Consider the following 13,122-nt stretch of genomic DNA (forward strand, 5'->3'; position numbering starts at 1 on the left):
GTCGGTTATGACACTAGGAGCGGGCCGTATGAATGGCTTTCAGGCTGCGCAGCAGGCCTTCGGCGCTGTCCAGCGGCAGGGTGCTGGGTCCATCGCATAGCGCTTCGTCAGGTTTAGGGTGGAATTCCAGGAAGACGCCGTCGGCGCCGGCTGCGATCGCCGCCTTGGCGATAATCGGCACGCCTTCGCGCCGGCCGCCGGTCGAGGCGCCCTGGGTGCGCGGATCGGCGCCCGGAAGCTGGACAGCGTGGGTGGCGTCAATGGTCACCGGCACGCCGAGCTTCTGCATCTCGCCGATGCCCAGCATGTCGACGACGAGGTTGTTGTAACCGAAGGTCGTGCCGCGCTCGCACAGCACGCTGATCTGGGCGCCGCCCAGCACTTCGCGGACCTTGTCCACCATCTGTTTGGTGTCCCAGGGCGCCATGTTCTGTGACTTCTTCTGGTGCAGCCAGCCGCCCCGGGCGTGGGTGGCCCGAGCGGCGGCGGCGACCAGATCGGTCTGGCGGCCGAGGAAGGCTGGCATCTGGACGATATCGGCCACCGCGGCCACCGGTTCGGCCTGGCTGACCTCGTGCAGGTCGGTGCAGATCGGCACGTCGAATTCGTCCTTGATGGCCTGCAGGATTTCCAAGCCCTTCTCCATGCCCGGCCCGCGGTAGCTGTGGATCGAGGACCGGTTGGCCTTGTCGAAGCTGGCCTTGAACACATAGGGCAGGCCCAGCTCGCGGCAGATGCGCTTCAGCTCCCGGGCGGTGACCCGCGCCAGTTCCAGATCCTCCAGCACGTTCAGGCCGGCGATCACGAACAGCGGCTGGCCGTCGCCGATCGAGATGTTCCACTTCTTCAGGGTCAGGACGGCCATGGACGGACTCCGGATCGGTCAGGGCTTTGGGATGGCGCCTAAGTGGCGCGCGGGCGTTGTCTTCACAAGCCTGAATTCGTCGGCTGCATCCGGGGCCGGAACGTGGCCGTAGGTCCAGCAAGGGTTCTCGAATTTTCCCGACGTCAAACCAGTGTTAGTATCCAGTTAGAGATCGGGAGTTGCAGCCATGACCCTGGCGCATGAATCGTCCCTGACCGCCCTGGCGGCCTCGCCGCGCGCCTTCCGGCGTTTGCCTGCCCTGGCCGACGTCCCCATCATCTTCCGCAACGCCCTGCGTATGATGGCGCGCAACTGGATGGCGGGGGACCTCACCTTCGTCACCCCCAAGGGCCATGAGTTGCGGCTGGAGGGCGAGCCGGGACCCAAGGCCCGGATTATCGTCCGCGATTTCCGCTTTATCCGCCGGGCCCTCGCGGCCGGCGACATCGGCTTCGCCGAGGGCTATGCGGCCGGCGAATGGGACACCCCGGATCTGACCGCGGTGCTCAGCGTCTTTTCCCTGAATTTCGAGAACCTGCGCCGGGTGACCCTGGGCAATCCCGTGGTGGGAGTGTTCAATTTCCTCAGCCACGCCCTGCACAGCAACACCAAGGCCGGTTCCAAGCGTAACATCCACGCCCACTACGACCTGGGGAACGACTTCTATTCCCGCTGGCTGGACTCCAGCATGACCTACTCCTCGGCGAGGTTCGCCCACGCCGGCCAAAGCCTCGAGGCCGCCCAGGCCAACAAGTACCGGACGCTGGCCCAGCAGATGGACCTGAAAGCCGGCCACAGCGTGCTGGAGATCGGCTGCGGCTGGGGCGGGTTCGCCGAGTTCGCGGCAAAGGAGGTGGGCGCCACGGTCACGGGCATCACGATCTCCAAAGAGCAGTACGATTTCGCGATCAAGCGGATGTTCGACCAGGGTCTGTCCGACAAGGTGGCGATCAAGCTGATCGACTATCGCGACGTCGAGGGGACCTTCGACCGGGTCGCCTCCATCGAGATGTTCGAAGCGGTCGGCGAGCGCTACTGGCCCACCTATTTCAACAAGATCCGCCAGGTGCTGGCGCCCGGTGGCCGGGCAGGCCTGCAGATCATCACCATTCAGGAAGAACTCTTCGAGGACTATCGTCGGCGCGCCGACTTCATCCAGAAGTACATCTTCCCGGGCGGGATGCTGCCCTCGGAGTGCAAGCTGAAGGCCGAGACCGACCGGGCGGGCCTGGCCTGGACCGGGATTTCGCGCTTCGGACAGGACTATGCCGACACCCTGGCCCAATGGGCCGAGCGGTTCGACGGCCGCTGGGACGACATCAAGGGCTTCGGCTTCGACGAGAAGTTCCGCAAGATCTGGCGGTTTTATCTCAGCTACTGCGACGCAGGTTTCCGCACCGGCCGCACCGATGTTGTGCAGCTTGGGCTCTCAAAGGCCTGATCGCCCCCTGTTCGGAGGCGCCAACGCCCCTTAAGTAGCGAGGATGACCGTCGCACACAGCGTCCTGGACGCCATCGGAAACACGCCGCTCATCCGCCTGGCCCGCGCCAGCGAGGCCACGGGCTGCGAAATTCTCGGCAAGGCCGAGTTCATGAACCCCGGCCAGTCCGTGAAGGATCGGGCGGCGCTCTACATCATGCGCGACGCCGAACGGCGGGGCCTGCTGAAACCCGGTGGACGGATCGTCGAGGGTACGGCCGGTAATACCGGCATTGGCTTGGCCATGGTCGCCTCGGCCAGCGGCTACAAGACCACCATCGTCATCCCGCGCACCCAGAGCCAGGAAAAGAAGGACGCCATCCGCCTGCTGGGCGCCGAGCTGGTGGAGGTGGACGCCGTCCCCTATTCCAATCCGGAGAATTATGTTCGCTTTTCCGGCCGCCTAGCCGAAGAACTCAATGCCAAGGAGCCGGCCGGCGCGGTCTGGGCCAACCAGTTCGACAACGTCGCCAACCGCCAGGCCCACATCGAGACCACGGGCCCGGAGATCTGGAACCAGACAGACGGCAAGGTGGACGGTTTCATCTGCGCCGTGGGCTCCGGCGGCACGCTGGCCGGCATCGCCGAGGCCCTGCGCGCCCGCAACCCCAAGGTCGCCATCGGCCTGGCCGACCCACACGGCGCCTCGCTCTACAGCTACTTCACCGGCGGCGAGCTGAAGGCCGAGGGGACCTCTATCAGCGAGGGCATCGGCCAGGGGCGCATCACCGCCAACCTCGAGGGGCTGAAGATCGACCACGCCTATCGCATTGGCGACGAGGAGATGCTGCTGGCCATCTATGACATGGTCGAGCACGAGGGCCTGGTGATGGGCGGCTCCACCGGCATCAACGTGGCCGGCGCCATCCGCATGGCCAAGGACCTGGGCCCTGGGCACACCATCGTGACCATCCTCTGCGACCAGGGCTCGCGCTATCAGAGCAAGATCTACAATCCGGACTTCCTGAGAGAGCGGGGCTTGCCTGTCCCGGGCTGGCTATGACCGATCCCCTGGTTTCCACAGAGTGGCTGGCCGCGCATCTGGGCGAGGTCCAGATAGTGGATGCCACCTGGTTCATGCCCAATGAGGGTCGCGAGGGCCACGCCGACTACCTGGCCGCCCACATCCCCGGCGCGGTCTTCTTTGACATCGACGCCATCGCCGACAAGACCATCGACCTGCCGCACATGCTGCCGACGGCTGAGGCCTTCGTCGAGGCGGCTGGCCAGCTCGGCCTGTCGCGGGACGCCACGATCGTGACCTATGACAGCTTCGGCATCCGTTCGGCGGCGCGGGTCTGGTGGACCCTTCGGGTGATGGGGTTCGCCAAGGTCTTCGTGCTGGATGGCGGATTCAAGAAGTGGCTGGCCGAGGACCGTGAGACCGAGGCGGGTCAAGGCGCCCTGCCCCCGACAAAGCTGACCCCCAGCCTGGACGCCAAGCTGGTGCGCGACATCGGCGCGGTGCGCAATCTGCTGGACTCCAAGGCCGCCCAGCTGGTGGACGCCCGCGGCGCGGCCCGTTTCCGAGGTGAGGTTCCAGAACCCCGCGCGGGTCTGCGCTCGGGCCACATGCCCGGCGCCCGCAACACGCCCTTCGACGGCCTGCTGAACGCCGACGGCACGATGAAGTCCGCCGGCGAGATGCGGCCGATATTCGCTGCCGCCAGGGTCGATCTCGGCGCGCCCATCGTCACCACCTGCGGCTCGGGCGTCACAGCCTCCGTGGTGGCCCTGGCCCTGGCCCGCCTGGGGCGCGAGGATGTCGCGGTCTATGACGGCTCCTGGACCGAGTGGGGCGGCCGCAGCGACACAGCCGTGGTCACCGGTCCTTGAGGGTTCGGCTGGCCATAGAGGCGGACCTGCCCCGGCTACCCGAGATCGAACTCTCGGCCGTGGACGCCTTCCTGAACACCTCGATCCCGCCAGGGCCGTTGTCCACGGCGACTCCCGCCGAGGGATGGCGCGACGCCCTCGAGCACGGGACGCTCTGGGTGGTCGATGATGAACAATGGACGCCGATCGGCTTCCTGGGCGCGCACCGGGACGGCGGCGAGCTGCATATCCTGGAGTTCGACGTCGAAGCCGGCCATCAGGGCAAGGGGCTAGGCCGTCTGCTACTGAACCACGTCATCGCCTGGGCGCGCGCCGAAGGCCTGTCGGAGCTGACCCTGACGACGTTCCGCAGCATCGCCTGGAACGGCCCCTTCTACGCCAAGCTGGGCTTCGCCGAAATCTCCGACGCCGACATGCCCCCGCATCTGGCCGAGACCCTCAAGGCCGAGCGAGCGCGCAACCTCGAGGAACGCTGCGCCATGCGCCTCGCCCTCTAGTTCCGCGTCGGGATGATCACCGGCAGGGTCTCGTAGCCCTTCACAAAGACCGAGTGGGTCCGCTGGGGTTCGCCGACCACCTCGACGGTGGGGAAGCGGGCCAGGATTTCCTCCCAGATGATCTGCAGCTGCAGCTCGGCCAGGCGGTTGCCCACGCAGCGGTGGACGCCGAAGCCGAAGGACAGGTGCTGCCGGGGCCGTTCGCGGTCGATGATGTAGTTGTCGGGATTGGCGATGACCTCGTCGTCCCGGTTGCCCGAAACATACCACATGGCGACCCGGTCGCCCTTGCGGATGGTCTTGCCGCCGATCTCGTAGTCCTCGGTGGCGGTCCGGGCCATGTGGGCCAACGGAGTCTGCCAGCGGATGGTCTCCGACACCATGGACGGGATCAGCGACGGGTTCTCCCGCAGCTTGCGGTACTGGGCCGGGTTCTGGTTCAGGGCGTAGATCGAGCCGGAGATGGTGTTCCGGGTCGTGTCGTTGCCGCCGATGATCAGCAGGGTGACGTTGCCGTGGTATTCGTGGGCGTCCATGTCCCGGGTGGCCGGGTTGTGGGCCAGCATGGAGATCATGTCGAACTGCGGATCGGCGGCGCTCTTGCGCGCGTTCCACATGTCATCGAAGGCGTCGAAGCACTGGCCAAGCACTTCGCGCTTCTGCTCCCAGCTGTCGCAGACGCCGTGGCCGGGCGGGTTGGTCATCATGTCCGACCAGTAGGTCAGGTCGCGCCGCCGCTCGAAGGGGAAGTCAAAGAGGGTGGCCAGGGTCATGGCCGTCAGCTCCTTGGACACCAGGTCCACCCAGTCGAAGGTCTCGCCGATCGGCAGGTTGTCCAGAATCTTGCCAGCCCGCTCGCGGATCACCGGCGCCATCTGGGCCAGGTTGTGCGGCGCCACGGCCGGGCTGACCGCCTTGCGCTGCACGTCGTGTTTGGGCGGGTCCATACCGATGAAGCTGGGACGGGTCGGACGGCCGGCTGATTCGGCCTTGGATTCCAGGCTCTGCAGGACGATGCCGTCGGCCGAGGAAAACACCTGATGATTGGTGTCGATGGCCATGATGTCGTTGTACTTGGTGACCGACCAGTAGGGGCCGTAGTCGCTCTCGGCGGTGTAGTGGACGGGGCTTTCGCGGCGCAGGCGCTCGAACTGGGCCCACATCACATCTTGAGTGAACAGTTCAGCCTGGGCTGGATTGAGCTTGTCCAGCGGCAGGGCGTTGGCCTGCTGACGGGCTTCGTGGCGGATATCGACGGAACCGTCGCTCATGGTCGTCTCTCCCTGACGGGCGGGCTTCTGCAGAGCTCGCTCAAATGTCGTGGCGTCAATGACGCCGAACCGAACGCTGTATTGCAAGGGCCATCTTCCGCTGGCTCAGCGCACCGGCGGCGGATAGTGCAGGCCTGGTTGCGGCGCGCTCCACAGAGCGTTGAGGCCCCGCTCCAGCTTCAGCGGGGAGCCTTGCCCCAGATTGCGGCGGAACACCTCGTCATAGGCGCCCACCTGGCGGATCACCTGAAATCCCCAGTCGGCCTTCAGCCCCAGCAGCGGCCCCAGATTCCCCTCGACGCCGAGCAGGCGGCGCACCCGGGGATCCTGCGAGTCGTCGCGAGCCTTGGCGACAGTCTCCGAGGTCAGTTTGAGCTCCTCCCCCAGCATAAGTGCGTAGACGCTCCAGCGGACGATGTCAGTCCAGGCCGGATCGTCCTGACGCACCACAGGCCCCAGCGGCTCCTTGGAGATCACCGTGGGCAGGATCACGTGGGCGTTGGGGTTGTTCATCAGCGACCGGGCCGAGGCCAGGGCCGAGACGTCGGCGGTGAAGGCGTCGCAGCCGCCGCTCTGGTAGGTTTCGCGCGCCTCCGCCTCCGAGCCTGAGACCACGGCGCTGTACTTCAAACCCCGGCTCTTGAAGTAGGCGGCCAGATTGTCCTCGCTGTCGGTCCCCGCCTGGACGCAGATCCGCGCGCCGTTCAGCTCGTCGGCGGTCGCCAGCGCCAGCGCCCGGGTGGCCAGGAAGCCCTGGCCGTCGAAATAGGCCACCGCCGGAAAGTCCAGGCTGCCGGCGTCGCGGGCGAAGGTCCAGGAGGTGTTGCGTGACAGGAGGTCGATCTTGCCGCCCGACAGCGCCGCGAACCGGTCCTGAGCCTGTGTGGCGGTGAACCGAACAGCCTTGGCGTCCCCCAGGACGGCGGCGGCCACGGCGCGACACATGTCGACATCAAAGCCGCGCCAGCCGCCCTTGTCGTCGGGGAACGCGAAGCCCGCGAGGCCGGGGTGGACGCCGCAGGACAGGTAGCCGCGCGCCCGCACGGCGGCGAGCGTCGGGCTGGCCTTGGCCTGCAGCACCTGGGTGGCGGGGTCGGATGCCGCCGTCTCTCCGGCAGGTGGCGCGGGTGTCTGCTCGCCACGGCCACAGGCGGCCAGCAACAGCAGAAATCCAACAGCGGCGGTTCGGCGTAGCGCCTTGATCACAGACCTCACCAGAGCTCTAAGGGGGTGCGGGCATTGTCGCCCCTGTTCGTTCCGAGCCGTCAAGCCGCATGGCCGAAGAAACCCGATTGATCCGCGCCGGCGCCACGCCAAAGTCGCTGGCCAAGACTGTGGGGCCGCCGATCCAGAAGGGCTCCACCGTCCTCCTGCCCAGCGCCGAGTCGCTTTACGACGACGACAACTTCATCACCTATGGCCGCCAAGGCTTGGCGGCCCACGACGCCCTGCGCGACGCCCTGTGCGAGATGGAGGGCGCCAAGGGGGTCTGCCTCTACCCCTCGGGCCTCGCTGCCCTGACCGGCGCCATGCTGGCCGTCCTGAAGGCCGGCGACGACGTGCTGGTCGTCGACAATATCTACAAACCCACAAGGCGGTTCTGTGACCACGTCCTGAAACGTTTCGGCGTCGGCGTTCGCTATTTCGATCCCCGCCAGAGTCCGGGAGACCTGGTGGGCGCGGCCGGTGAGGCGGTCCGGTTGATCGTCCTGGAAAGCCCCGGCTCCCTGTCCTTCGAAATGCAGGACCTGGCTGCCATCGCCCGGCTGGCCCGCCCCCGAGGCATCCTGACCCTGGCGGACAACACCTGGGGCGCCGGCTACCTGATCAAGCCCCTGGCCCAGGGCGTGGACATCAGCGTCCAGGCCCTGACCAAGTATGTCGGCGGCCACTCCGACGTCTTCATGGGGTCGGCGGCGGCGACCGACCCAACCCTGGTCGGGCAGCTGGAGAACGGCGTCACCCACCTGGGGTGGGCCGTCGCCCCAGAGGACGCCTACCAGATGCTGCGGGGCCTGCGCACCCTGCCCACCCGGCTGGCCCGGCAAGGCGTCAGCAGTCTCGCCATCGCCGCCTGGCTGCGCGACCAGCCGGAGGTGGCGAGCGTCCTGCACCCCGCCCTGCCCGGCTGCCCCGACCACGAGCTATGGGCCCGCGACTACACAGGCTCCTGCGGCCTGTTCGGCTTTGTGTTCAGGCCAGCTTCCGAGGTGGCCGTGAACGCCTTCCTGGACGCCCTCGACCTGTTTGGCCTGGGCTTCTCCTGGGGCGGCTTCGAGAGCTTGGCCATCTCCTGCGATCCCCAGCTCGGCACGCGGAAGTTCCGCCCCGACTACGGCGGCCCGCTGATGCGTCTGCACATCGGCCTGGAGAACGCCGATGATCTCGTGGGGGACCTCAAGAAGGGTCTCGGAGCCTTCCGCACCGCCGGCGGCTAACCCAGGGGAGGCTGTGGCCAGAATACAAGCTTGACCATAAATACGGCCGGCTCGGATAGACCACCTGGGGTTGTCATCGAGCCTTTACCGAACCGGCAAGCCGGTTTCACAAACCCTGCCTAACGCCCACTCCAGCCCGCCGGACGCCTCCTCAGATTCCTCCCCCAGCGGCGGTTGGAGTAGATCAGCAGCCAGAAATTCATCAACGTGCCCTATTCGAGCACCGGCCTTGAGGAGGGCCTGTATCCCGGCGTCACGGCCACGACGAACGTCAGCGAATATACGCGCTCGGTCAATCTCAACGAGGCCAAGCTGTCCGGATTCGAGCACAGCGCGCAGAGCGATTTCTTCTTCCTGCCGGCGCCGTTCAACAACATGGGCATGGTGGCCAATGTCACCTTCATCGACTCCGAGACGCCGAAGGTGGTCAATGGTCAGAACGTCCAGGTCAACGGCCAGGTCGTGCAATCCCAGATCTATGGGATGTCGGACCTGAACCACAACGTCACCCTCTACTATGAGACGGAGAAGTGGGGCGCGCGAATTTCTTCGAACTACCGCTCGGACTATCTGATCGACACAGGCGGCTTCAACGCCACCCAGTACATCGACGCCGCGGCCTTCTATCAGATCACGCCGAGGATCCGGCTGTCGCTCGACGCCGTCAATCTCTCCGACGAGCGTGAGGAGCAGACCAACAGCTTCAACAACGGCTTCGGCAGGACCGGCGCCACCCGCCTGTGGAACTACACCACCAGCGGCCGCACGATCTTCCTGGCCGCCAACCTGCAGTTCTAGGCGCCTCGAACCATTGCGTTGAAAAGAACCCCCGTGGGCCCTGGCATGCGGGGGTTTTTGCTGCGCGCGCGGCGCTGGCGCGCCCTGCAGGACTCGAACCTGCAACCGCCTGCTTAGAAGGCAGGTGCTCTATCCAGTTGAGCTAAGGGCGCTTCGCTGATGCGGATAGGGTGTTGCGCGGGGCTTCGCAAGCGGGGCAGGCAACCTTGCGGCCAACGTTTTTCAGGCAAAACGATCAAAACTCAGGAACCAAACATGGCTAATCCGTATTAAGAAATTAGCGTGAGTACAAGACGTTGCGATTGTAGCTCTCACATCGCCACACGCCGTGGAAACTCACTACCTCTTAAAATGTGGAGCTATGACGTGAGAATCTCTATTCATCTAATTGCGATCCTCGGGCTTGGTACACTGGCGACCGGGTGCGTGACCAAGCAAACTGCGCGCATCGATGCTACGGAAACGTTGTCCGCCGCGCCGAATGTCCCGCAGAACGCCAGCATGATTACCGGCTTGACCTCGCTTGAACACGGCGACCGTTACACCGCGACAAATCTCTTTGAACGGGCGGTCGACGCCCGCCCCTCTATGCGAAATCGGTTCAACCTCGCCGTGGCTTATGAGAGGACGTTCCGTCGTCAGGAAGCCGCGGAGATTTATCGTGGCCTCGCGCAGGACGGGCAGTACGCTTACCTGAACGGCCGATCGATCCTGGCTGGCCCCAGCGCGCCTCTCCGCCGGTTCAATGTGGCGGATGAAGCGAAAGCCCGCCTCGACCTGATCCAAAAAAGCTATGCGGTTCGGCGCGCCATCGCGACGCCGCGGTCCGCTGAAGAGGCCGGCACACCTGCTTCGGCGACGGTCGGGACGCGAACCGGTCGCATATCAGATGCCGAAGCCCAGCGGCTCGACGCGAATTCCTGACCTCGAGCGCCCTGGGCTAGTGGGTCCAGGGCTGCTTGCGATTGAACGCGAAGTTGTCGGCATAGGCCTTGACGATTCGCTTGGCCGGCTTGGGGTCGAAGAGCTGGAACGGGATGGCGTGGGCCTCTGCGTAGGCCACCGCGTCCCCAGGGGTGTCAAAGGACAGGCGGATCTGGCCGTCGGTGTCGCGGGTCTGGGTCCAGCCCATCAGGGGGTCCGACGCCCTGGCGTCCTGCGGCGCGAATTCCAGCAACCAGTCCTTGGTCTTGGCCTTGCCGGACTGCATGGCGTTCTTGGCCGGACGATAGATGCGCGCGAGCATAACGGATCCCTGGCGGTAAGTCGTTTTGGCCGGTGCTGGTCGGGGCGAGAGGATTCGAACCTCCGACCCTCTGGTCCCAAACCAGATGCGCTACCAGGCTGCGCTACACCCCGAGAAGCACCGGCGGGCGTGGGATATAAGGCTTTGGCCGTTCCCGCAAACGATAGGAGGCCGCAGGGCGCGTTCCCTCGACCTTTGCGGCCCCCGTCTGGTAGGTCTTCAGCGGGGGAGCGAAGAATGCAGCCGTTAAAATCGAAGTCCAAGCGCACGCGCCGAATGGAGAAACGCCGGCGCGCCCAGTTCCTCGACCGCCACGCCGAACACATCCGGCTTGCCCTGATCGGCGGCGGGGCGATCCTCGTGGCCAGTCTCGTGGCGAAGATCGCTCTAGGCTGAGCCCGCCGTGGCCGGCGCCCGGCGGTGCATCAACTTGAACACACCGGAGGCGCGCACCACGTCGTGGCCGCCGACATAGGCGCGGCCTTCCACAAAGGCGACGTCACGGGTGGCGCGGGTGACGCGGGCGTCCCCCATCACCCATTCTCCGATCCGGGCCATGTGCAGGAAGTCCACCGACAGGTGGATGGTCACCGATCGCGTCTGGGTCTCGCGCCACACCGCCGCCGCCAGAAGGCCGTCGAGGAAGGCGGTAAGCATGCCGCCGTGCACCAGCCCCAGGCCATTGGCGTGACGCTGCTCGGCGAAGAAGGCCTGCTCGGTCATCCCCTCGCGCTGCTCGGCGCGGTGATAGTAGGGCCCGTTGATCGTGGAGAAGTCACCGCGGCCCTGGGACTTGATGAAGCCCTCCGGCGCGATGATCTCGGGCGTGGCGGCAGGCGTCATGGGACGGGGTTCTTCGCGGGTTTGAGGGTGATCTCGTAGATCTGCGGCCAGCGCTTGCCGGTGACGAAGAGGCGGTCGCCAGCCCTGTCATAGGCGATTCCATTCAGCACGGCGTCAGGGTCCCGCTGCGACAGGGTTTCGGGCAGGCCGGTCAGGTCGATCCAGCCCTTCACGGCGCCGGTCCTCGGGTCGATGCGGGCGATGCGGCTGGTCATCCAGATATTGGCCAGGATTTCGCCCTTCACCCATTCGATCTCGTTGAGATTGCGCACCGGCCGGCCGTCGGCGGTGACCGTCACGGTGCGTGTCACCTTCAGGGTCTTGGGATCCAGGAAGCGCAGGCTGGGGGTGCCGTCGCTCATGATGATCGACCGACCGTCCTGGGTAAGGGCCCAGCCCTCCCCGTCGTACTGGAACGAGCCCTTGGGGGCGAAGGTCTTCAGGTCCCAGCGGAAGCCCACCCTGTCGCGCCAGGTCAGGCTGAGCAGGTCGCCGTCCCAGTTGACGATGCCCTCGCCGAACATGGTGGGGTCGGTGGCCCGCGACTGCAGGACGACGCCATCGGCCAGACGAACCTTGCGGATCGAAGAGGCGCCCTCCAGCCCGGTGCTCTCGAAGATCACGCCGTCGAGATAGAACAGTCCCTGGGTGAAGGCGCTGGTGTCGTGCGGATAGGCCGCCTGGACCTCAAAGCCCTGGACCGGCAGTTCGGCCTGGACCGGCCCGCAGGCCACCAGGACTGCGGCCATCAAGGCCAGGCGTGCGGCGCGGAAAATGGAGATCAGCAAGCCCAAGCTCCCCGGACGAGAGCCTATCCTTTGCGGGAGGGTTGCGGCGGAGGCAAGGCGGAGCTGTCAGGCCATCCCGATGGATTCGAGTTCCGCCACCACCAGGCCCTTGGGCCCTTCGGCGAAGCGGACCATGACGTCGTCGCCGGGCTGCAGATCCTCGATTCCCGACCGGCGCAGCGTCTCGATATGGACGAAGATGTCGCCCGGCTCGCCATCGCGGACCACGAAGCCGTAGCCCTTCGCGCGGTTGAACCACTTCACCTTGGCCCGTTCCAGCGGTCCGCGCGCCTGGGGGGCCGGCCGGGCGGCGCGGGCGGGGAAGCCGCCGGCCCCGGCCTGCCGGTCGAAGCCGCCGCCGTTGCGATCAAAGCCGTCCCGATCTCGACGGAAATGGCCCTCATCACGGCTGCGCCGCTCGGCCGGAGGGGGCGCTGAGCTTTCGTCCAGGTCCACCACCTCGGAGACCTGCCAGCCCTTGGGCCGGCGGATCACATCACACACGATGATGGCCCCCTCCAGGGCGTTCTCGCGCCCGGAGTTCCTCAACGACGTCACATGCAGCAGAACATCTTTCAGGTCGGTCTGGCCCGGATCGTCTGGGACAATGAAGCCATAGCCCTTGCCCGCGTCGAACCACTTGATCCGCCCACTGATCCGCACAGCATCTTCGTGCGAATCTACACCCTCAAATTCGTAACCAGACATTTGCCCCTCTGGCCCGATCTCCAAATCCCTACGGATACTGGCCAGTCATAACACTGTTCTCGTAACAGGAGAGCCGTCAATGGGGGTTTTTCACCCAAATGCACGCATCTGGTGTGTTTCTCGCGCTTTGCGCGATTGATTGGCGCCGAACCTATGTCGGCTGCCCGCCTAAGGGCGGATTCGCGTGGCAGTCCCTAGGGGAGTCGAACCCCTCTCTCCAGGTTGAAAACCTGGCGTCCTAACCGATAGACGAAGGGACCGCAGCGGCGAAGGGCGGCTCTATATCTGCGTTCCTGGGGGTGTGCAAGCGCACTCACCACCACATGTCGCACTTCCCTGCAAAGCTCGCGGT

15 protein-coding genes and 3 tRNA genes are annotated in these 13,122 nt (G+C 65.8%); 8 read left to right on the plus strand and 10 right to left on the minus strand.

Going from position 1 to position 13,122, the window contains the following annotated elements:
- Positions 1 to 13 precede the first annotated feature (13 nt).
- Entirely contained in the window at positions 14 to 865 is an 852-nt protein-coding gene (gene kdsA, locus Q7J39_RS00160) for a 3-deoxy-8-phosphooctulonate synthase (protein WP_304819241.1), read from the minus strand.
- 187 nt (positions 866 to 1,052) lie between these two features.
- Between kdsA and Q7J39_RS00165 the strand changes: the two genes are divergently transcribed.
- Genes Q7J39_RS00165 through Q7J39_RS00180 form a run of 4 tightly spaced genes read left to right on the plus strand, consistent with a single transcriptional unit; the run spans position 1,053 to position 4,678 of the window.
- Positions 1,053 to 2,306, plus strand: a complete 1,254-nt coding sequence (locus tag Q7J39_RS00165; protein ID WP_304819243.1) for a cyclopropane-fatty-acyl-phospholipid synthase family protein — start codon at positions 1,053 to 1,055, stop codon at positions 2,304 to 2,306.
- 43 nt (positions 2,307 to 2,349) lie between these two features.
- Positions 2,350 to 3,348, plus strand: a complete 999-nt coding sequence (locus Q7J39_RS00170; RefSeq protein ID WP_304819245.1) for a cysteine synthase A — start codon at positions 2,350 to 2,352, stop codon at positions 3,346 to 3,348.
- A complete protein-coding gene (gene sseA / locus Q7J39_RS00175) occupies positions 3,345 to 4,181 on the plus strand; it encodes a 3-mercaptopyruvate sulfurtransferase (RefSeq protein WP_304819247.1) in 837 nt (278 codons plus the stop codon). The genes Q7J39_RS00170 and sseA overlap by 4 nt, the downstream gene beginning before the upstream one ends.
- Positions 4,178 to 4,678, plus strand: a complete 501-nt coding sequence (locus Q7J39_RS00180; protein WP_304819250.1) for a GNAT family N-acetyltransferase — start codon at positions 4,178 to 4,180, stop codon at positions 4,676 to 4,678. The genes sseA and Q7J39_RS00180 overlap by 4 nt, the downstream gene beginning before the upstream one ends.
- Here the strand turns inward: Q7J39_RS00180 and Q7J39_RS00185 are convergent.
- On the minus strand, positions 4,675 to 5,949 hold the full coding sequence (locus Q7J39_RS00185) for a cytochrome P450 (protein WP_304819252.1): 1,275 nt from the start codon (positions 5,947 to 5,949) through the stop codon (positions 4,675 to 4,677). The genes Q7J39_RS00180 and Q7J39_RS00185 overlap by 4 nt on opposite strands.
- Before the next feature lie 105 nt (positions 5,950 to 6,054).
- On the minus strand, positions 6,055 to 7,164 hold the full coding sequence (locus Q7J39_RS00190; protein WP_304819254.1) for an amino acid ABC transporter substrate-binding protein: 1,110 nt from the start codon (positions 7,162 to 7,164) through the stop codon (positions 6,055 to 6,057).
- Between the two features lie 59 nt (positions 7,165 to 7,223).
- On the opposite strand from Q7J39_RS00190, the gene metC reads away from it, so the two are divergent.
- Together metC and Q7J39_RS00200 are read left to right on the plus strand one after the other, a co-directional pair.
- A complete protein-coding gene (metC, locus tag Q7J39_RS00195; RefSeq protein WP_304819256.1) occupies positions 7,224 to 8,387 on the plus strand; it encodes a cystathionine beta-lyase in 1,164 nt (387 codons plus the stop codon).
- Positions 8,388 to 8,594: 207 nt separating this feature from the next.
- The gene (locus Q7J39_RS00200) at positions 8,595 to 9,185 is read left to right on the plus strand and encodes a hypothetical protein (RefSeq protein WP_370689968.1); all 591 of its coding nucleotides are present in this window, start codon (positions 8,595 to 8,597) and stop codon (positions 9,183 to 9,185) included.
- Between the two features lie 75 nt (positions 9,186 to 9,260).
- Here the strand turns inward: Q7J39_RS00200 and Q7J39_RS00205 are convergent.
- A tRNA-Arg gene (locus tag Q7J39_RS00205) sits at positions 9,261 to 9,337 on the minus strand.
- A 274-nt stretch (positions 9,338 to 9,611) separates the two neighbouring features.
- Here Q7J39_RS00205 and Q7J39_RS00210 point away from each other — a divergent pair.
- Positions 9,612 to 10,109 carry a hypothetical protein gene (locus Q7J39_RS00210; RefSeq protein ID WP_304819258.1) on the plus strand — a complete coding sequence of 166 codons (498 nt, stop codon included), beginning with the start codon at positions 9,612 to 9,614 and terminating at the stop codon, positions 10,107 to 10,109.
- Positions 10,110 to 10,125: 16 nt separating this feature from the next.
- Here the strand turns inward: Q7J39_RS00210 and Q7J39_RS00215 are convergent, their stop codons facing one another.
- Positions 10,126 to 10,431: an ETC complex I subunit gene (locus Q7J39_RS00215; protein WP_304819260.1), complete on the minus strand. Its 306-nt coding sequence runs from the start codon at positions 10,429 to 10,431 to the stop codon at positions 10,126 to 10,128.
- 36 nt (positions 10,432 to 10,467) lie between these two features.
- Positions 10,468 to 10,544: transfer RNA gene (locus tag Q7J39_RS00220), tRNA-Pro, on the minus strand.
- Positions 10,545 to 10,668: 124 nt separating this feature from the next.
- Here Q7J39_RS00220 and Q7J39_RS00225 point away from each other — a divergent pair.
- Positions 10,669 to 10,827, plus strand: a complete 159-nt coding sequence (locus Q7J39_RS00225; RefSeq protein ID WP_304819262.1) for a hypothetical protein — start codon at positions 10,669 to 10,671, stop codon at positions 10,825 to 10,827.
- Here the strand turns inward: Q7J39_RS00225 and Q7J39_RS00230 are convergent.
- From Q7J39_RS00230 to Q7J39_RS00245, 4 genes are all read right to left on the minus strand, one after another.
- Positions 10,819 to 11,274 (minus strand): PaaI family thioesterase, encoded by a 456-nt coding sequence (locus Q7J39_RS00230; protein WP_304819264.1) that lies wholly within the window; start codon positions 11,272 to 11,274, stop codon positions 10,819 to 10,821. The genes Q7J39_RS00225 and Q7J39_RS00230 overlap by 9 nt on opposite strands.
- Positions 11,271 to 12,062 (minus strand): glutaminyl-peptide cyclotransferase, encoded by a 792-nt coding sequence (locus Q7J39_RS00235; RefSeq protein ID WP_304819266.1) that lies wholly within the window; start codon positions 12,060 to 12,062, stop codon positions 11,271 to 11,273. The genes Q7J39_RS00230 and Q7J39_RS00235 overlap by 4 nt, the downstream gene beginning before the upstream one ends.
- Positions 12,063 to 12,128: 66 nt before the next feature.
- Entirely contained in the window at positions 12,129 to 12,770 is a 642-nt protein-coding gene (locus Q7J39_RS00240) for a cold-shock protein (RefSeq protein ID WP_304819268.1), read from the minus strand.
- 185 nt (positions 12,771 to 12,955) lie between these two features.
- Positions 12,956 to 13,030: transfer RNA gene (locus tag Q7J39_RS00245), tRNA-Glu, on the minus strand.
- Between the last annotated feature and the right edge of the window lie 92 nt (positions 13,031 to 13,122).

The organism is Phenylobacterium sp., assembly GCF_030651185.1.
In the GTDB taxonomy this organism is placed as follows: Bacteria; Pseudomonadota; Alphaproteobacteria; order Caulobacterales; family Caulobacteraceae; genus Phenylobacterium.